Source organism: Pararhizobium sp. LjRoot235 (assembly GCF_964254145.1).
Lineage (GTDB): Bacteria > Pseudomonadota > Alphaproteobacteria > Rhizobiales > Rhizobiaceae > Pararhizobium.
This window is the reverse complement of the sequence record NZ_CAXUSP020000002.1, coordinates 1,144,236-1,163,083: the sequence shown is the minus strand read 5'-3', so window position 1 is coordinate 1,163,083 and position 18,848 is coordinate 1,144,236. Positions and strand designations below refer to the sequence as shown.

Annotated in this window: 18 protein-coding genes and 1 riboswitch; of the genes, 9 read left to right on the top strand and 9 right to left on the bottom strand. The window is 61.3% G+C overall.

Going from position 1 to position 18,848, the window contains the following annotated elements:
* Positions 1–508 precede the first annotated feature (508 nt).
* The 3 genes from ACSQ2Z_RS26180 to ACSQ2Z_RS26170 all read left to right on the top strand — a co-directional run bounded on the left by ACSQ2Z_RS26180 (position 509) and on the right by ACSQ2Z_RS26170 (position 3,632).
* Positions 509–1,756: an ABC transporter substrate-binding protein gene (locus tag ACSQ2Z_RS26180; RefSeq protein WP_436084085.1), complete on the top strand. Its 1,248-nt coding sequence runs from the start codon at positions 509–511 to the stop codon at positions 1,754–1,756.
* Between the two features lie 86 nt (positions 1,757–1,842).
* Positions 1,843–2,781, top strand: a complete 939-nt coding sequence (locus ACSQ2Z_RS26175; RefSeq protein WP_436084084.1) for a carbohydrate ABC transporter permease — start codon at positions 1,843–1,845, stop codon at positions 2,779–2,781.
* Between the two features lie 5 nt (positions 2,782–2,786).
* On the top strand, positions 2,787–3,632 hold the full coding sequence (locus ACSQ2Z_RS26170; RefSeq protein ID WP_436084083.1) for a carbohydrate ABC transporter permease: 846 nt from the start codon (positions 2,787–2,789) through the stop codon (positions 3,630–3,632).
* A gap of 169 nt (positions 3,633–3,801) precedes the next feature.
* Here the strand turns inward: ACSQ2Z_RS26170 and ACSQ2Z_RS26165 are convergent, their stop codons facing one another.
* Positions 3,802–5,397, bottom strand: coding sequence for a winged helix-turn-helix domain-containing tetratricopeptide repeat protein (locus ACSQ2Z_RS26165; RefSeq protein ID WP_436084082.1), 1,596 nt, complete (start codon positions 5,395–5,397; stop codon positions 3,802–3,804).
* A gap of 261 nt (positions 5,398–5,658) precedes the next feature.
* On the opposite strand from ACSQ2Z_RS26165, the gene ACSQ2Z_RS26160 reads away from it, so the two are divergent.
* Positions 5,659–6,420: an SDR family oxidoreductase gene (locus ACSQ2Z_RS26160; protein ID WP_436084081.1), complete on the top strand. Its 762-nt coding sequence runs from the start codon at positions 5,659–5,661 to the stop codon at positions 6,418–6,420.
* 94 nt (positions 6,421–6,514) lie between these two features.
* Entirely contained in the window at positions 6,515–6,928 is a 414-nt protein-coding gene (locus tag ACSQ2Z_RS26155) for a cupin domain-containing protein (protein WP_436084080.1), read from the top strand.
* A 339-nt stretch (positions 6,929–7,267) separates the two neighbouring features.
* Here ACSQ2Z_RS26155 and ACSQ2Z_RS26150 read toward each other — a convergent pair whose 3' ends face one another.
* The 5 genes from ACSQ2Z_RS26150 to ACSQ2Z_RS26130 form a co-directional block, all read right to left on the bottom strand.
* Positions 7,268–8,053, bottom strand: a complete 786-nt coding sequence (locus ACSQ2Z_RS26150; RefSeq protein WP_436084079.1) for an SDR family oxidoreductase — start codon at positions 8,051–8,053, stop codon at positions 7,268–7,270.
* Between the two features lie 51 nt (positions 8,054–8,104).
* Positions 8,105–9,055 (bottom strand): sugar-binding transcriptional regulator, encoded by a 951-nt coding sequence (locus tag ACSQ2Z_RS26145; RefSeq protein WP_436084078.1) that lies wholly within the window; start codon positions 9,053–9,055, stop codon positions 8,105–8,107.
* 22 nt (positions 9,056–9,077) lie between these two features.
* Positions 9,078–10,547 carry an FGGY family carbohydrate kinase gene (locus tag ACSQ2Z_RS26140; RefSeq protein WP_436084077.1) on the bottom strand — a complete coding sequence of 490 codons (1,470 nt, stop codon included), beginning with the start codon at positions 10,545–10,547 and terminating at the stop codon, positions 9,078–9,080.
* A gap of 75 nt (positions 10,548–10,622) precedes the next feature.
* Positions 10,623–11,591, bottom strand: a complete 969-nt coding sequence (locus ACSQ2Z_RS26135) for a transketolase family protein (RefSeq protein ID WP_436084076.1) — start codon at positions 11,589–11,591, stop codon at positions 10,623–10,625.
* Positions 11,591–12,400: a transketolase gene (locus ACSQ2Z_RS26130; protein ID WP_436084075.1), complete on the bottom strand. Its 810-nt coding sequence runs from the start codon at positions 12,398–12,400 to the stop codon at positions 11,591–11,593. Before ACSQ2Z_RS26130 ends, ACSQ2Z_RS26135 begins: the two co-directional genes overlap by 1 nt.
* A 217-nt stretch (positions 12,401–12,617) precedes the next feature.
* On the opposite strand from ACSQ2Z_RS26130, the gene ACSQ2Z_RS26125 reads away from it, so the two are divergent.
* The 4 genes from ACSQ2Z_RS26125 to ACSQ2Z_RS26110 all read left to right on the top strand — a co-directional run bounded on the left by ACSQ2Z_RS26125 (position 12,618) and on the right by ACSQ2Z_RS26110 (position 16,981).
* On the top strand, positions 12,618–13,592 hold the full coding sequence (locus ACSQ2Z_RS26125; RefSeq protein WP_436084074.1) for an ABC transporter permease: 975 nt from the start codon (positions 12,618–12,620) through the stop codon (positions 13,590–13,592).
* Positions 13,593–13,717: 125 nt separating this feature from the next.
* Complete coding sequence (locus tag ACSQ2Z_RS26120) at positions 13,718–14,656, top strand: substrate-binding domain-containing protein (protein WP_436084073.1); 939 nt, start codon at positions 13,718–13,720, stop codon at positions 14,654–14,656.
* 36 nt (positions 14,657–14,692) lie between these two features.
* The gene (locus ACSQ2Z_RS26115) at positions 14,693–16,174 is read left to right on the top strand and encodes a sugar ABC transporter ATP-binding protein (RefSeq protein WP_436084163.1); all 1,482 of its coding nucleotides are present in this window, start codon (positions 14,693–14,695) and stop codon (positions 16,172–16,174) included.
* 18 nt (positions 16,175–16,192) lie between these two features.
* Positions 16,193–16,981: an SDR family oxidoreductase gene (locus ACSQ2Z_RS26110; RefSeq protein ID WP_436084072.1), complete on the top strand. Its 789-nt coding sequence runs from the start codon at positions 16,193–16,195 to the stop codon at positions 16,979–16,981.
* Positions 16,982–17,043: 62 nt separating this feature from the next.
* Positions 17,044–17,187, top strand: a riboswitch (FMN riboswitch).
* Positions 17,188–17,216: 29 nt separating this feature from the next.
* Here the strand turns inward: ACSQ2Z_RS26110 and ACSQ2Z_RS26105 are convergent.
* The 3 genes from ACSQ2Z_RS26105 to ACSQ2Z_RS26095 are packed head-to-tail and all read right to left on the bottom strand — an operon-like array spanning position 17,217 to position 18,565.
* A complete protein-coding gene (locus tag ACSQ2Z_RS26105; RefSeq protein WP_436084169.1) occupies positions 17,217–17,348 on the bottom strand; it encodes a hypothetical protein in 132 nt (43 codons plus the stop codon).
* 40 nt (positions 17,349–17,388) lie between these two features.
* A complete protein-coding gene (locus ACSQ2Z_RS26100; RefSeq protein WP_436084071.1) occupies positions 17,389–18,027 on the bottom strand; it encodes an NrsF family protein in 639 nt (212 codons plus the stop codon).
* Positions 18,017–18,565 (bottom strand): sigma-70 family RNA polymerase sigma factor, encoded by a 549-nt coding sequence (locus ACSQ2Z_RS26095; RefSeq protein ID WP_436084070.1) that lies wholly within the window; start codon positions 18,563–18,565, stop codon positions 18,017–18,019. The genes ACSQ2Z_RS26100 and ACSQ2Z_RS26095 overlap by 11 nt, the downstream gene beginning before the upstream one ends.
* Positions 18,566–18,848 lie beyond the last annotated feature (283 nt).

Here is an 18,848-nt window from a genome sequence, read left to right as displayed (position 1 = left end):
GCAATTGCAGTGGTCGCATCCACGTCGCGCGATACGGTGAGGACGGCGTTTCCTTCTTTGCATATAGTCTCAAGAGGGCGTTGTCGCGTCGGACGCTCGCCGCCCGGATCGCCCCAAAATCGCACTTTCTTGCGAAAATCGAAAATATCCGTCCGGTCGCGCTCCGGCGTTATACGGCTGCAAGTCGCTCGTTTCGACTGACAATCGTGAACGCTCGCCACGAAACCGGTGCCGGCAGTCATATTTCGATTTATTGAGTAAACTTTCATTTGCTTGCGAAAGTAAGGAAATAATGCGTCACAGCCAATAAATATAGCGCAAAAAAATTTGCGCGCGCAAATTTTTTTTATCCCTTTGTATCATATATTTAGGTAAGGATTCGGCACAAAAAGGTCCTTCCATCCCTCTCTCGATCACAGTTCCTCGTTGACAGGCAGGCGCCTCAAGGAACCTACTTCTGCTGCGATCTGGGAGGATCGATCCGCTGAAAGTCCAATGGGAGGCAGACATGATTTTCACAAACCTCAGCATGACGATGAAGGCCGCCGTGGCTGCCTGGGCGCTCTGTACCACATCGGCATTCGCCGACACCACCATCGAGTTCATCCAGTGGTGGGAGCCCGAAATGCCCGCCGGTGCGCTGCGCAGCATCATGGACGATTTTGAAGCCAAGAACCCCGGCATCAAGGTCACACTCGTCAGCGGCCCTTATGCCACGACCCGCGACCAGATCGTCGTCGGTGCCGCTTCCGGTACGCTCAGCGACGTGGTTGGCCTCGACGGTGCCTGGGTCAACGGCCTCGGCAAGCAGGGCGCCATCGCATCGATGGACGAACTGATGGAGAAGGCGAACTACGACAAGAGCCAGATCACCGACATCATCAAGGTCGAGGGCAAGAGCGTGATGTTCCCGCTCGCCTCGTTCGTCTATCCGGTTTTCGTGAACATGGATCTCGCCAAGGCAGCCGGCGTCAACAAGATGCCGACCACACGCACGGAATTCGCCGAAGCCGCGAAGAAGATGACGGATGCCTCCAAGAACCAGTACGGATGGGTCCTGCCGCTGTCGCTCCAGTCGCCCAGCGGCATCCAGAACGACGTGATGTCCTGGGTTTGGGCCTCGGGCGCCTCGATGTTGAAGGACGGCAAGCCGGATCTCGAAAACGACGCTGTTGTCGGTACGCTCGAGTACATCGGGTCCCTCAACAAGGAAGGCATCATATCGCCCGGCATCTTCGCCAAGAAGGAACAGGACAAGGTCGAGGAATTCGTCAACGGCCGTGTCGGCATGATGGTCGACTCGCTCGCCCACGTAAACCTCATCCGCGAACGAAATCCGAAGCTCAATTTCGGTATCTCTGCCCTGCCAGCCTCTGACGGCTACACCGGCAAGCGCGGCATGCCCTACGCATCCTGGGGCATTGGGATCAGCGAAGGCAGCGAGCACAAGGACGAAGCCTGGAAGCTGGTCGAATATCTGATGAGCCCGGACGTGAACGGCCGCCTCGTCTCGATCGCCAATGCCTTCCCCGGCAACGTCCACGCAAAGCCGGACTTCGTGGCCTCCGACCCGATCTTCGCGGAAGCCTTCAAGATCTTCCAGAGCGGTTATCCGGCCAACGAATTCGTCGGCCTTCCCGTTGCCGAAGAACTGATGCGCGACATGAACGTCGAAGTTCAGAAGATGTTCGACGGTGCGCAGTCGGCCAAGGACGCTGCTACCAATACGCAGAAAGCCTGGCTCGCCAAGTTCTAGGCGCGGCGTTTTCGCCAGCACCGGCAGCGCGCTCCGCGCTGCCGGTGCAACTCGCCAATTCTCGGTAGAATGGAAAGTCAGACCTCATGAATCGTTCCGCTCTGGCTCTGGTCGCTGCGCCGACGAAAGCGCGCAGGAAGGGCAAGCTTCGCTACACCACAATGAGGAAGCTCGTGCCGTATCTCTACGTTTCGCCGGCCACGTTGCTTCTCGTTCTGCTGATGCTGTTTCCCATGGCGATGGTGTTCCGTTATTCGTTGATGGATGGCGCCATTATGACGAAGGACGCCGGCTTCGCCGGGTTTCAGAACTATATTGCTATCTTCAAGAACCCGGTTTTCTGGCAATCAGTCGTCCAAACGCTCTATTTCACGGTCATGAGCGTGGTCTTCCACTTCATCATTGGTCTGGCCTTCGCGCTGCTGTTGAACACCGAACGCGTGGATCCACTCGTACGCAGCATCCTGCGTGTCCTCTACATCCTGCCCTGGCTGTTCACAGCCGTTATCATCGCCATCATCTGGCGCTTGCTCCTCGACCCGAACGGCGTCGTGAACAGCGTGCTGATGGCGTTCCATATCGTTGACTTCAAGGTCGAGTGGTTCTCCTCCACGAGGACCGCAATCCATGCCTTGACGTTTGCAAACATCTGGGCCGGCTATCCGCTCTACATGGTCAGCCTGCTCGCCGGCCTTCAAGGCATTCCGAAGGAACTGTACGAGGCCGCCGGCATCGACGGAGCCAACGAATTCGAGAAATTCTGGTACATCACGATTCCGCAGCTGATGCCCATCATCATCAGCATCGCGCTCCTCGATTTCATCTGGACGATGCAAGTCTTCCCGCTCGTGTGGATGACGACCGGCGGCGGCCCGATCTATTCGACCGAAGTGCTGAGCACCTTCACCTACAAACTCGCCTTCGCCCAGTATGAGTTCTCACTGGCCTCGGCGAGCGCGATGATCATCCTCGTCATCTCAATGAGCGTCACCTACTTCTACATTAAGCATCAGCAGCGCAGGTAAAGGCCATGGCAAAGCGTTCCTTCAAAAACACGGTGCTGCCGGCCCTCCTGACCTATGTCGGGCTCGCGATCGGTCTGGTCTTCGCCGCCTTTCCGATCGTGTGGATGTTCTTCAGCTCGCTGAAATCGAACACTGAAATCTTCGCCCTTCCGCCGAGGCTTCTGCCTGAGGATTTCACGATCGCGGCCTATTTGACGATCTTCAACGACCCGGTGAAGGTGCGATTCTTCATCAACAGCTATTTTGTCGCCGGCGTTGTGACCGTCCTGACACTCATCATCGCCATCCTGGCCGCGTACGGCTTCAGCCGTTATTCTTTCCGGTTCAAGAATACGCTGAATGTCTTCATCATCAGCACCCAGACCGTGCCGCCCATCACACTTCTCATTCCCTACTTCGGAATGGTGGTGGCCTTCAGGATCTTCGACACATACCTGGCACTGATCCTGACCTACATGGTCTTTACCCTACCCTACGCCATCTTGTTGATGACCGGTTACCTCAACACCCTGCCAAAGGAACTGGACGAAGCCGTGCTGGTGGACGGCGGTTCGAGTTGGACAGCCCTTTGGCGGGTAATCGTTCCCATATCGGTCCCCGGCATCGTCGCCACGGCCGTCTACACTTTTCTGCTCGCCTGGAACGAATTCCTCTTCGCTCTGACGCTGACGAAATCCATGGACCTTCGAACCGTTCCGATCGGCATCCAGCTCCTGATGGGCCAGCATGCCTTTGAATGGAACGAGATGATGGCGATGAGCGTGCTCGGATCTCTTCCGCTCCTGGTGCTCTATCTGGTTGCCCAACGCTACTTCTTGGCTGGCATGACGGCGGGCTCGGTCAAGAGCTGAGGGCAGGCCGCGCAAACCGTCCGATCGCACCATGGGGCCGTTCTTCGTTGTGCAACAGGGCTACAGAACGCCCACAGGACCAGGCCGCGCCGGAGCTGTTCTGGACGACCTCGGCTGCTGCTTATCTCACTGGGGCGCAAGGCCGCCTGGTTTCGGTAAAGTGCAGCGGTCACTCGGGCAGCCCAGCCAGTCGCAGGCCATCGACGAACCGCGCGAGATCCTCGGGCCGGTGGATTGGCAGCCAGTCCTTGAGGTTGGAGGCGCGCAAGGATGGATCGAGCGTGCGCAGGCGCTGCATTGCCTGCCGCGCCTCCTCGGTTCGCCCGGCAAGCGCGTGGCTTGCCGCGACCAGGGCGACCGCGGGGAGCAAACTGGGCAGGTTCCCTAGCGCCTTTTCCGCCCAGGCCGAGGCGAATTCGAAGCGCGCGGCGAAGAAATGTGCCAGCGCCATCCCGACCTGCATCCGGAACATTTCCGGATCCAGCGGACTCAGGCGAACGGCATGCGCCAAGTGCTCAATGGCGGCGTCTGTTTCGCCGCGGAGAGCGCGCAAGGCGCCGCCGAGGTACCAGGCGGGGGCGAGGTTCGGGTTGAGCAGCACGGCCCTGTCGAGCAGCGCGATGCCGCCGTCGAGGTCCCCGGTGAGATGGGCGAACGCATGCCCGCCTCTCGTCAGGGCGACCGCATCGTCCCGGCCGAGCTCGACCGCCAGCCGCGCCAAGCGAGCACCCTCGGCGATCTCCCGCGGACGATCAATCATCCAGCCATTCACCTTGCGCCAGAAATGGCACCAGGCCCCCATGCCATAGGCCGACGCAAATTCGGGGTCGAGCTCGGTTGCCTTGTAGAACAAGGGCAGCGCCGCGTCGATGGCTTCGCGGGTCCCGCTGTGCAGCTTCGCCATGCCGCGCAGGTAGTAGTCGTAAGCGTCCAGGCTTTCCGTCGGTTTCCGCTTGGCGCGCTCGATTTCTGCCCGCTCGAGTTGGGGTGCGATCGCGCCGACGACGCTTTCGGCCATCCGGTCCTGCAGCACGAAGATGTCGTCGAGCATGCCTTCGAAGCGCTCCGCCCAGAGATGCGTCCCGGTGGTGGCGTCGATCAGCTGTCCGGTGATGCGCACCTTGTTCCCGGACTTGCGCACGCTGCCCTCCAGCACGTAGCGCACGCCAAGCTCCTGGCCCACTTCCTTCACATCCACCGCGCGACCCTTGTAGGAAAAACTCGAATTGCGCGCGATGACGAACAGCCAGCGCATGCGAGACAGGGCGGCGATGATGTCCTCCACCACACCGTCGGCGAAATACTCCTGCTCCGGATCGCCGCTCAGGTTCTGAAAGGGCAAGACGGTGATGGAGGGCTTGTCCGGGAGGATGAGCGCGGACGGTGGCTCCCTCGATTCGCTGGACGCGTGTTCGGCGACGCTTGACCCGCCGGGCCCTCGCGCTTCCCCGGTCTCGCCGACCTTGATCTCGCCTATGAAGCGGAAACCCTTGCGGGCGACCGTCCGGACCAGGCGCTGCTCTTCGCCGCTGTCGCCGATGGCCTTGCGAACCGCATTGATGTGGCTGGTGATCGTCGATTCCGAGACGATCCTGCCGCCCCACACCGCCTTGAGCAGGTCGTCCTTGCTGACGACGCGGTCGCGGTTCCTTATGAGATGCAGCAGCAGGTCGAAGACCTGCGGCCCGACAGCCACGACTTGCGCGCGCAAAGTAAGTTCCCGGCGCTCCGGATCAAGCACGTAGTCTCCAAACATGAATTGCACGTCGGCACCCCCTAGCCAAGCGCCCTCGGCTCTCAGTCCGGGAAACTGGCGAATATCATTTGACGTTGATAGCACGGCAGCGCGTAACTGGCTGCACCGCTCGCAGCAAAGCATGCCGGTCGAAACAACGTTCCTTGGACGAAAAACCAAGCTTCCCTGAAGGGCAATTCAAGCCCGTCACAGGGACTTCCCAGACGCGCGCAGGCACTCTCCATCCACATCGACGGCAATGGTTGCGGTCGAGAGAAGCGGAGAGAACTCATGAAGATCGTCGTCATCGGAGGCACCGGCCTCATCGGATCGAAACTTGTGAAGAACCTCAGGGGGCGCGGCCATGACGTGCTCGCAGCCTCCCCCAACACGGGCGTGAACACCATCACCCGCGAAGGCCTGGCCGAAGCGCTGGATGGCGCCGACATCGTCGTCGACGTGGCGAACGCGCCGGCATGGGAAGACAAGGCCGTCCTCGAGTTTTTCGAGACGTCGGGCCGTAACCTGCTGGCCGCGGAAGCTGCCGCCGGCGTGCGCCGACATGTTGCCCTGTCGATCGTTGGTAGCGAACGGCTTCCCGAGAACGGCTATTTCCGGGCGAAGGTCGCGCAGGAAAACCTCATCAAGGCGTCCGGCATTCCCTACACCATCCTGCGCGCCACCCAGTTCTTCGAGTTCGTCGCCGGCATTGCCCAGTCGGCCACTACCGGCGAGGAGATTCGCCTGTCGCCGGCGCTGTTCCAGCCGATCGCGTCCGACGACGTGGTGGCGGCGCTCGCCGATGTCGCGCTCGCACCGCCGGTCAACGGCACGATCGAAGTCGCCGGTCCGGAGGCCGTTCCGCTCGACGAACTGGTCAGGCGCTTCCTGCGGGCAACGCAGGACACGCGCAAGGTCGTTCCGGACGTCCACGCGCGCTACTTCGGCGCCGTTCTCGACGATCAATCGCTGACCCCCGGCGAGAACCCGCGTATCGGCGCGATCCGGTTCGAGGACTGGCTCGGCCGGTCGGCGGCCCAAGCAGGACGCTAAGGCTCGGACAAATCAGGCCTATGGACAAATCAGGAAAGCGTCGGCCTGGCACCGGGCAGGGTCTTCATGACAGATAACTTAAAGGAGAACTGCAATGTTTATACGATTTCTCTCAGCCGTTGCCTTCGCAGCGCTCTCGATCACCGCAGCCTCGGCCGGCGACCGGCCCGCGGGCAAGGTGACGGTCGTATTCGATCGACCCCTTCCGAACGTCCCCGGCAAGAGCATGAAGGGCGTGCTCGTCGAATACGAGCCGGGCGGCGCGTCGCCGGCCCATACGCATCCGGATTCTGCCTTCATCTATGCAACAGTCCTCGAGGGCGCGATCCGCAGCAGCGTCAACGGCTCGCCGGAAAGGGTCTACAACGCCGGCGAGAACTTCTACGAAGAGCCCGGCTCCCTTCATGGCGTAAGCGCGAACGCCAGCGACAGGGAACCTGCACGCCTCTTGGCCGTGTTCGTCCTCGACACCGACGAAAAGGAACTCACCACGCCCACCACGGAGTGAACTGATCGAAGCGCTCATCGACGACTCCCGGCAGCCCGGCGGCAGGCTACTGCCTGGGGCTGTCTAAGGTCATCAGCATTCAACAGGGAATGAGAAAATGGTTTCGCCCTGCTTTTTGTAATCGCCGCCCCCGTGCTGATCGGCATAAAAATCGGACTCTCCCGATACGCGAAGGTGCACACTGCGCAGTTGCTCAGCACGAAGGAACCGTAGCGGGAGACAGGCCAAGCCAACGCGGCCAATCCCTGCCTTGCCGGTGCGAATTCTTGACGGCTTCGCACCGGGATGTCGCGATGTTGCCGCAGCAAGGAGGTCGGCAACGTCCGCTTCAGAACGAATTCAGGACATGATCAATCCGCCGTCCACGTTGATCGTCTGCCCTGTGATGTAAGCCGCATCGTCCGAAGCCAAAAAGGCGACGAGCGCTCCGACTTCGGCGGGCGTTCCAGCGCGGCCCATCGGGATGCCGCGGACCCATTCCGCCATAAGCTCGCCCGGACCATACTCGCCGAGCATCTGGCCCCAGACACGATCATTGTAGTCCCACATCTCGGTGTGAATGATGCCGGGGCAAATCGCGTTGGCTGTGATGCCTTCACGGGCCAGTTCCTTGGCAAGGCTCTGCGTCAGCCCGATCACGCCGAACTTCGAGGCGGCGTAGTGCGGCGTGTAGATAAACCCCTGGCGGGCCTGCCCGGAAGCGGTGTTGATAAGACGGCCCTTGGTGCCACTGGCACGGAAACGGCGGATAGCCTCCTGGCAGCACAGGAAGACCCCTTTGGTATTCACGTCCAGGTTCAGGTCCCATTCGCGCTCAGTGAGGTCCTCGATCTTGGCGATGGTGATCACGCCGGCGTTCTGGACGGAAACGGAGATGGCGCCCAGTCTCGCCTCGGCTTCGCCATAGGCGTTCCGCACAGCGTTCGCGTCGGTCACTTCCAACGTGAGGCCGATAACCTGTGCGCCGGTTTCCTGAGCAAGCGCCTCGGCCGCCTCGGCCACGTCTTTTTCGATTGCGGCAATGGCGACCTTGGCCCCCTCTTCGGCAAAGCGCCTGGCGATGCCGCGGCCGATGCCCTTGTTGCCCCCCGTGACGAAAACCGTCTGGCCTGCAAAACGTTTCATGGTGTTTCCTCCATAATGCGCAGCAGGCCAAAGGTCCGATCTCGGACCAGATCAGGCCGTCAGTCTCGCTGCAGTGAACTTGTCGGTGACAAACACATCGATGACACCCAGTTTCAGGGCGCCAGCGATGGCTTGGGTTTTTGATTCTCCGCCCGCCAATGCCATGACACGGTCGGCTTTCTTCAGATCTTCCAGCGAGATGCCGATCACACGCTCGTTCAGCGGAGTTTCAACCGGCTTTCCGTCCTGGTCGTAGAACCTGAAGGAGATCTCGCCAACGGCGCCCGCCTCGTTCAGCATCGCCATCTCCTGGCGGGAGAAGACGTTGCCGGAGCGGGCGAGAAGCTCTGACGGCTCGACGGCGCCGATGCCAACGATCGCAAGACTGAGACGTCCGAACAGGTCCATCGTTCCGCGCACGACCGGGTCGGCCAGCATGACGAGTTTTGCCTCGCGCGACGACGTGATGCCCTGAACCAGGAGCAGGCGCGGTTCGCCTCCTGTCAATTTGGCGAGACGGGCCGTTAGCTGTGTGGCGTGCGTCTGGACCGACGCGTCTCCCATGCCGCCGAGGATCTGCACGATGTATTTGGCCTTGGCGCTCTTCAAGGGGTGGATGTTGTCCACCATGCGCAAGATGGTCTGGCTCCAGCTTGAAACGCCGATGATTTCATCCTCCTGAAGGGTCACCTCGAGGAAATGAGCCGCCGCCTCCCCAATGCGAGCCATGATCGCACCATCGCGATCTTCGGAACAGTCGATGACAATGGCCTCGGTCAGCCCATAGCGGTCGCGCAGCGCGGTTTCGAGGTCGGCAAAGGTTCCCGGCGGTGGAATGACCGTCGTGCGCACGATATCTTCCTGCTCGGCCCGCTTCAGCATGCGCGAAACGGTTGCCTGCGACATGCGCATGATCTCGGCAATCTCCGCCTGCCGCTTGCCTTCGACATGGTACATCTGCGCAATTCGGGCAATCAGTCGCAGCTCGTTGAGCCGTCCCATGGGGTCCTCCAAGTGTGAATTTTTATTCACTCATAGTTGAAGGACCCGGAACGGTCGAGCGGTAGATTGCATCCTGCCAGACCAGAAGTCGTTCTGTGGCGTCGGAAGCACACGGCAAGAGGGAATTGCCGGCGCGCGGCAGGGCGGCGATCGCGGCAAGATCGGGCCAGACGCCCAGCGAAAGGCCCGCCAGATAGGCCGCGCCAAGGGCGGACGCCTCGGGTGCGTCGCACTGCGTAATGACATGGTTCAGTGTGTTGGCGACGCATTGCATCAGGAAGGTGTTCTTGCTCGGCCCGCCATCGGCATAGAGGCAGCCGAGCGGCGTCGGCGATTGCGCCGACATCGCCTTGAAAACGTCGTAGACTTGGAAGGCCATGGAATCTGTCACCGCGCGGGCCATCTGGGCGCGGGTCGTGTTAAAGGTGATGCCGGAGAACAGCGCCCGCACATCGGCCTGCCAATAGGGCGCCCCGAGGCCCACGAAGGCCGGCACGAAGCCCGGTCCGCCAGGTCCAGCCGTCGCGGCCAGATCGGTCAGCGACTTGACATCAGGCAGACCAAGCATCTCAGCCATCCATGGCAGCGCTGCGGCTGAGACCAGGATATTGCCTTCGAACGCATAGGTCGGTTGACCGTTTATCGACCAGGCGATCGTCGTTGTGATACCCTGCTGCGGCGCGATGAAGCGGGGCAGCGTCGTCATGATCGACGAGCCGGTGCCGAAGGTTACCTTGCCGTCACCGGGATTGAAGGCGCCATGTCCGAAAAGCGCGGCATGGCTGTCGCCGATGGCCGAGGCGATCGGGATGCCGTCCTTGAGGGCCCGCACGTTCCTCGTAACGCCGAAGCGGGAGGCGCTGTCGCGCACCTCGGGCAGTGCGGCTTTCGGCACGCCGAACAGGTCGCAGAGTTCATCACTCCAGGCCTGGCGGGTGAGGTCGTAAAGTTGGCTGCGGGCGGCGTTGGCGGCATCGCAGGCATGGACCGCACCGTCCGTAAGGCAATGGATCAGCCACGCATCGATCGTGCCCAGCCGGACCTTATGTCCAGCCGGCACGCGATCGAGAAGCCATTTCATCTTGGGGCCGGGGAACATGGGGTCGATGGGCAGACCGGTGAGCGCCTGGGCCCGCGATGCATGACCTGCCGCGATCAATTCGGCGCAGGCCGGCGCGCTGCGGCGGCATTGCCAGCTGACCACCGGGCCGAGTGGTTTGCCCGTTAGCGCGTCCCAAACGGTGACCGACTCGCGCTGGTTCGAAATCGCGATGCCCAGGATGTCAACCGCCGGTCCGGCCTGCAAACAGGTGGTGATCGCCTCCTGCACCGATTCCCAAATGCGAAGCGGGCTTTGTTCGACCCAGCCAGGCTGGGGGTGCTCGATGCCGACCGGAGAAGAGCCGCGCGACAGAATTTCTCCGGTCGTCGAAACAAGCACCGCCTTGGAATTCGTGGTGCCCTGGTCAATGGAGAGAATGGCGGTCGTCATGGCGTCTCCGACAGGCAGGAATTGGGGGCGACGGGAGGATTTGCCGCGCCCGGTACGTTATCTAGACCCGCGACATCACGCGCGTGAAGATTTCCGTGCAATCAGAGGGATGGCCGCCTCGGCAATGGCGGCGGGGGACATGCCGAATTCATCCAATAGGAATTCAGCTGATCCTGTGGGCGCAAAAATGCCCGGAACTCCGAGGATCTTCATCGGCACGGGGGCTTCCGCCACCACGACCTCTGCAATCGCCGAGCCGAGGCCGCCGAAGGTGGAATGCTCTTCCGCCGTCAGGATGGCGCCGGTCTCCCGGGCCGCGGCGACCACAGCATCGACGTCGATCGGGCGAACCGTCGCCATGTTCAGCACTCGCGCCTCGATCCCCCTTGCGGCCAGAAGGTCGGCGGCCTTCAGCATGCGGTGGGTGAGCGTGCCGTTGGCTACCAGGGTAATCGCATCGCCGTCGCGCAACAGGTTAGCCTTACCCAGTTCGAATGTGTGGCCGGTCGGCAGCACGTCGGGCACGCCCACGCGTGACAGGCGCAAGAAGACAGGACCCTCATAAGCGGCCGCCCATTCCACGGCAGCCGCCGTTTCGATCGAATCGCAGGGCGCGATCACCGGCAGGTTCGGCAGCACGCGCAGCCAGGCAAAGTCCTCGACGGAATGATGCGTAGGCCCAAGCTCGCCATAGGCCATGCCGGAGGAAATGCCGATGAGCTTCACATTGGCGTTGGAATAGGCGACGTCGGCCTTGATCTGCTCCAGCGAGCGGCCGGTGAGGAAGCAGGCGGCGCCGCAGACAAAGGGCAGGAGCCCGCCATTGGCAAGGCCGGCGCCGACTCCGACCATGTTCTGTTCGGCGATGCCGACATTGACCAGCCGTTCCGGCCATTTTGACTTGAAGCCGCCGAGCTTGGACGAGCCGACCGAGTCATTGCAGACCGCGACGATCCTGGAATTACCCGCGCCAAGGCGTTCCAGCACGGCCACGAAGGCGTCGCGGCAGTCGTGCAGCTTGGGAGAGGTCATCACGTCTTTCATCACAGCGTCTCCGAAAGCTCAGCCACGGCAATCTCGTATTGTTCCGCATTCGGCACCTTGTGGTGCCAGTCGACCCTGTCCTGCATGAAGGAAATGCCATGGCCCTTGTTGGTATGGGCGACGATGCAGTGCGGACGGTCGCCACGCCGTTCCAGCGCCGGAACGATCTCGTCCATGTCGTTGCCGTCGATCTCGGTCACGTCCCAGCCGAAGGCTTCGAGCTTGGCCGGGAAAGGGGCCATGTCGTTGGTATCTTTCAGCGCAGCGCCCTGCTGAAAACGATTGTGGTCGATGATCAGCGTCAGGTTGTCGAGCCCGAACTGCGCGGCCGACGAGATCGCCTCCCAGTTCGATCCTTCTTGCATCTCGCCGTCGCCGGTCATGACATAGGTACGATAGCCGGCGCCGGTCAGCTTGGCTGCTTTGGCCATGCCGACCGCAACGGGCAGGCCATGGCCGAGTGGGCCGGTATTGGTCTCGACGCCCGGCACCTTGTTGCAGTTCGGGTGCCCGTTTAGCCGCGAATGCGGCCTCAGGAACGTACTGACCTCTTCCTCAGGCAGGAACCCGCGCTTGGCCAGCGTTACGTAGAGCGCAAGGGCGACATGGCCTTTCGAGAGCACGAAACGATCGCGTTCTGGATGTTTCGGCTGATCTGGCCAGATGCGCAGCACGCGGAAATACAATGCCGTCAGAATGTCGATGGCGGACATTTCTCCGCCGATGTGGCCGGCGCCAGCTTCGAAAACCGCCTGCAGATCGCGAAGTCGGATCTGTCGAGCGATGCGGTCGAGATCGTTCGGCTGCATGAATCCCTCTCTTTGCATAAATATACATGGATACATATATTTGCGCGACGAGGGGCTCGTCAAGCGGAAACAAGCTTGCGTGGTGGAAAATTACGTCGTCTAAACATCTTGACACACCGACAATCCATCATGTACGCATTTAAACACTGGCATGAATATTTATGCTTCTTATTAACTGGCATGATGAACGCCGGAGTAGCAGGGGGGAGGAGACGCAATGCTTGCGACAGCAAAGGAAAACCAGGGGATCGCGGGCGGGATGTTTGTGTCGATGCGAGGGGCGACTGGCCCTTTGATCGGCCTGCTCATGCTTTGCCTGTTCCTCACCTTTGCGACTGATACGTTCTTTTCCATCCGGAACTTCCTCAACGTACTCGACCAGATCACGGTGCTGGGCATCATGGCTGTCGGGATGACGCTGGTGATCCTGATCGGGGGCATCGACCTTGCGGTTGGGTCGGTCATGGCTCTTGCGATGATGGTTCTGGGCTACCTGAACGTCGTTGCCGGCGTGCCGATGGGCCTTGCCATTCCGCTTGCCCTGCTTACTGCGTCGCTGAACGGCCTGATTGCCGGCATCCTCATCACCCGCTTCAACGTACCCGCATTCATTGCAACACTTGCCATGATGTCGATCGCGCGTGGCCTCGCCAACATGATTACCGACGGCCAGCAGATCATCGGCTTCCCGGCCTGGTTCAATACGATGGCCATCGTGCGTTTCGGCGGCTTCCTGACGCTGACTGTCGCCGTGATGTTGGCGGTGTTCGTCATTGGCCTGCTCTACCAGCGCTACCGCTACGGCGGGCGCATCCTCTACGCAATCGGGGGCAATGCAGAAGTGGCGCGGCTCGCCGGTATCAACGTCAAGCGGGCAACCGTGCTCGTCTACGTCGTGTGCAGCTTCCTCGCCGGATTGTCGGGAATGGTTCTGGCCGCGCGCCTGGACTCGGTCCAGCCGTCATCCGGGGTCTCCTATGAGCTCGACGCCATCGCGGCGGTCGTCATCGGTGGCACCTCGCTTTCCGGCGGTACCGGCGGGATCGGCGGCACCATCATCGGTGTGCTCATCATCGGAATCCTGCGGAACGGCCTCAACCTGCTGAGCGTGTCCCCGTTCATGCAGCAGGTGATCATCGGGGCCGTCATTGTCCTGGCCGTGACGGCCGAAACCTACCGCAAGCGGAAGTAACGCTTCAACCCCGCTGAAGAGGACGCAACGGGCATCAAATACGGTCAGCAATGGTGCAGGCCGGCAAAAGGGAGGTGGCCTCCTGCAAAGGCAGGACGCTTACCAAGTAACTTGGAGGAGAAACTATGAAATTGTCCAATCTGCTGATGGCGGCAACCGCAGCCGCGGTCCTGATATCCCCCCTCGGTGCTTCTGCCGCAGAGGTCAAGAAGGTCGGTCTTGCTGTTCCGAACCTCCAGGCGGACTTCTTCAACCAGATCAAGCTGGGCGTCGAGAAATACGCGAAAGAAAAAGGCATCGATGTCATCGTCGTCGATGCGAAGAACGACACCGCCACGCAGGTCAGCCAGGTGCAGGACCTGATGACCCAGGGAATCGACGCGTTTATCTACATTCCCGCCGGTGCCGCTGCGGCCGCCGTCCCGACCCGCCTTGCACGCGAAGCCGGCATTCCGGTGATCAACGTCGACCGTGTCCCAGAAGGTGCGCCGGGCGATACCTTCATCGCCGGCGAGAGCGTCGAGTCCGCCTATGCAGTCTGCAAGCACATCATCGAAAAGGCCGGCGGTTCGGGCAAGATGGCGATCATCCACGGCCAGAAAGGCACCACGCCGGAAGTGGATCGCTTCACCGGCTGCAAGCGCGCGATCGACGAGAACACGGGCGTCGAACTTGTCGACCAGCAGTGGAGCAACATGTGGTCCGCGGACGAGGGCTTCTCGATCGCGCAGAACATGCTCCAGGCGCATCCTGACATCACGATCATCTTCGGTCAGGCTGACGGTCTGGCGATGGGTGCTGCCAAGGCCATGGATGTGGCCAATCTCTCGGACAAGGTCATTATCGGCGGTTACGACGGTGACGTCTCGGCTCTAGAGTATCTGGCCAAGTGCAAGGGGCCTTTCATTGCCACCGCGACGCAGAGCACGCAGAAGATGGGTGTCCTTGCAGTTGAATCGGCACTCGCCGTAGCCGCAGGCCAGAAAGTCGAAGAGCGCCAGACCCCGAATGCCGTGTTGACGACCTGCGACAACGCACCGGAATTCGTGAAGAGCCACCCGTAATCTGTCTTGATACCGAAAGGCAGCAGCGCCATGACGATCCAGTCTCCCATCCTGTCGCTCCGAGGAATCGAAAAGTCCTACGGTCCGATCAAGGTTCTGCACGGTGTCGGCCTCGACATCTATCCCGGAGAGGTGGTGGCGCTGCTTGGTGAAAACGGTGCCGGAAAATCGACCCTGTCGAACATCATTTCCGGCACCGTGCAGCCGTCCAAAGGTGAAATGACCTGGCTCGGGGCGCCCTATGCCCCCGCCAATCCCCGTGCCGCGATGGACGAGGGCGTGGGCATGATCCATCAGGAACTGAAACTGCTTCCGACGCTCTCGATTGCAGAGAATGTCTTTGTAGGCCGCTATCCGATGAAGTCCGGACGGATCGACCGGAAATCAATGGAAGAGCGGGCGCGCAGCGGCCTGCACCGCCTGGGTCTCGATATCTCGCCCGACCGCCTCGTCGAAGGGCTGTCGACCGGAAAGCAGCAGCTGATCGAGATCGCCAAGGCGCTGACGCTCAAGGCCCGTTTGCTGATCCTTGATGAGCCGACTGCCGCCTTGGGCGGCGAAGAAACCCAACTCCTGTTCCAGCAGATCGAACGTCTGAAGTCGGAAGGGGTGGGCATCATCTATATTTCGCACCGTCTTGAGGAAATCCGGCAGATCGCCGACCGCATCGTCGTTATGCGTGACGGCGCCAAGGTCCGCGAGTTCGACAGTGGCATCGTTCCGATCCGCACTATCGTTGAAGCCATGGTCGGGCGCTCCCTCGAACGGATGTTCCCCGCGATTCCCACCCCCGCAGACGAGGTGACCCTCGAAGTCCGCCAGCTGACGTCGCCTGCCAACGCGTTTCGCGACATCAACTTTTCGGTCCGTAAGGGTGAGGTTTTTGGCATCGCCGGCCTCATGGGCGCCGGGCGCACCGAACTTGTCCGCGCCATCACCGGAGCCGATCCCATTTCCGGGGGCGAGGTTCTCCTGCATGGTAAACCCGTCACACCCCACTCTCCCATCGACGCGATCCGCAATGGTATGGTTCTCGTGCCGGAAGACCGGAAACTTCAGGGCGTGGTGCTCGATCATTCGATCGCGGAGAACATCGGCTACGCCAACTTGGGCGAGATTGCCCGCAAAGGCTGGATCTCCTCCCGCCGTCTCCATCAGTTCGCCGACGAATACATCAGGAAATTCGGGGTGAAGGGCCGCGGCCGCCAGAACGCGGGCGAGCTTTCCGGCGGCAACCAGCAGAAAGTCGTACTGGCCAAATGGCTGGCGCGCAAGCCGCAGGTCGTAGTGCTGGACGAACCGACGCGCGGCATCGACGTGGGCGCGCGGTCTTCTATCTACGATCTCATCATGGATCTCGCCCGTGAGGGCGTCGCGGTCATCGTGGTCAGTTCGGATCTCGAGGAGGTTCTCGGCGTCTCGAGCCGCATCATGGTCATGGCACAGGGCAAACAGGCCGGCATTCTCGACCGCAAGGACGCGACCGACGTCTCGGTCATGGAACTGGCGACCATCTGAACGAGGAATAATCCGATCATGACTGACATCACTCTCAATGCGCCGAAAATGTTCGATCTTTCCTGGAACGTCGCCCTTGTGACGGGCGCGGGCAGCGGCATTGGCCAGCGGATCGCCATGGGTCTGGCGCAATGTGGGGCAGACGTTGCGCTGCTCGATCGCCGCACCGACGACGGGCTGGCGAGGACTGCCGAGTTTATTGCCGGAACCGGACGCCGCAGCATCCAGATCGCCGCCGATGTGACGAGCGGTGCTGCGCTCAACGCGGCGGTCGCTCGCACCGAGGCCGATCTCGGCCCGCTGACCCTTGCCGTCAACGCTGCCGGCATCGCCAATGCCAATCCGGCTGAGGAGATGGAGGAAAGCCAGTTCCAGACGATGATGGACATCAACCTGAAAGGCGTTTTCCTGTCCTGTCAGGCGGAATCCCGCGCGATGTTGAAGAACGGGCGCGGGTCGATCATCAACATTGCCTCGATGTCGGGGGTAATCGTGAACCGTGGCCTGAGCCAGTGCCACTACAACGCCTCCAAGGCCGGCGTGATCCACATGTCGAAGTCGATGGCGATGGAATGGGTGGGCCGCGGCATTCGCGTGAACACGATCAGCCCCGGCTATACGGCCACCCCGATGAACACCCGTCCGGAAATGGTGCATCAGACCAGGCTGTTCGAAGAGCAGACCCCGATGCAGCGCATGGCCGCGGTGGACGAGATGGTTGGGCCCGCCGTTTTCCTGCTTTCGGATGCGGCAAGCTTCGTTACCGGCGTGGACCTCCTGGTCGATGGCGGCTTCTGCTGCTGGTAAGCCAAGCGGCCAGCCAGCAGTTGCCCCTCTTTGCATTTTTGCCCTGGGAAGTCCTTATTTGTGCTTGTTCTCAGGGCGGGTGAAAACCCACCGGCGGTATCTGGAGTGATTCACGAGCCCGCGAGCGCTTCCATGAATGTGGAAGGTCAACAGGCCCGGTGGGAGGCCGGGGCCGACGGCTATAGTCCGGATGGAAGAGGACAATGTCGGCAACCCTCCTTCGCGAGCGTCGCGCCTAACCGGCACAACAAGACAGCTTGGCGAGGTCTTGCCCGAACGCCAGCGCCGCGAGCTTCAGGCCCTCCACCGTGGTGAGATACGGAAAAATCGTGTCGGCGAGATCATTGATGCTGAGCAGCACCTCCAAATCAACGACCTATCGTGATGGAGACACCAGTTACCCGCCGTCACCAACGCGCAAAACGATGCGCGCCGACAGCGCCAAGGAGTGTGAGAGCCGCAATGGCGATTGTATACCATGTCACTACGAACAGAGGTGAATCGTCCGTGCAATGGGCGGCATAGAAGGTCGCGGCAATGCCGCCGGCCGCCAGGCCTGCCATCGCACCTGCGAGCGACGGGTGAGACGGGGCGCCGTGGCGCAGCGCCAGCAGCAGGAGCACAAGCGGACCGATGCCGATCAGCGGAATGTAGGTCAGGCACACAAGGCTGTTGGTTCCGACGAGCTGCGCCGACCATGTGCCCGGCGACGAGACGACGAGTTCGGCTACGACACCCGCCACCAGCAGCGCCGGCGCAACGACGAGGCGCGGTAGCGATCGACGCACCTCGGTTTCCGGCCGTGACAGGACACGCAACAGGCCCAAAGCGCTCGCGGCAAGCGCAATCGTCACTACGAACTTGAAGAGAAAGCGGAAGGTCTGCGCGGCGTCGGCAACATCCGGCCTCGGTCCGAGCAGGATGAAGAAGACAACCGCAGCGGCGACGACGGCGGCGAGGACGGCGCCCGGCCAGGCGCCGGCCATCGAAATGCCACTTCGCCTTGTGTCTGCCACAAGAGCCTTGATGAGTTCGTCAGTTTCCATGTCGGTCTCGTCCAAATCGCCGGGCGATGGCAGCAAGGCCGCGGTGAAGCGCGACACGAACAGCGTTTTCATTCATGTCGAGGCTTCTGGCGGCCTCGGCTATCGTTCGGCCCTCGACTGAGATCGCCGTCACCACCGAACGCTGGCCGGGCGTCAGCGTCTCGAGTGCGCGGCTGATCTCCCAATCCCTGATTGTTTCCGCCTCCTCAGCCGCAAGCCGGTCTTCGACCTCGCTGATTGCGATCCAAGGGCGGCGGCCCTGCCGCCGAAAGGCGTCGACAAGCTTGTGTCTGGCGATCGCATAAAGCCACGGCGCCACCGGTCCGTCGCTGCGCCAGGTGTGCCGCTTCACGTGGATTGCCAGCAACGTTTCCTGAACGATATCTTCCGGATCCACCCCGGAAAACGTCGTCCTCCGTCGCGCCCAGGCGCGAACCAGATTGGCAGCTTCGTGCAGGAAGTCGCCGTAGGCCCGTTCGTCGCCTTTAAGCGCCACGCGGAAAAGCCGGGCGATATCCCCCTCATCTACACCGCTCAACCACTCTTCCTCCCAATTCGCTGGTTTTTGCCGCTTGTTACACCTCCGCTCTGAAAATTTTGCCGCGACCGCACAATTAAGGGAAATGCGTCAGGTGCCGCCTGCCGCATTCCTCTTGTGGCGGCAGATCACGCTGATGATCTCTGCAAGTCAATGCCTCATTGTGATCCGGAGTCTCTTCACGAAAGCGTGAATGTCCGCCAGTGTAACATATCTCCCATGGGCCGCGAATGACGCTCTGTGTGCCAGGAATACCGGGACGCATGAGAACCATCAACATGGA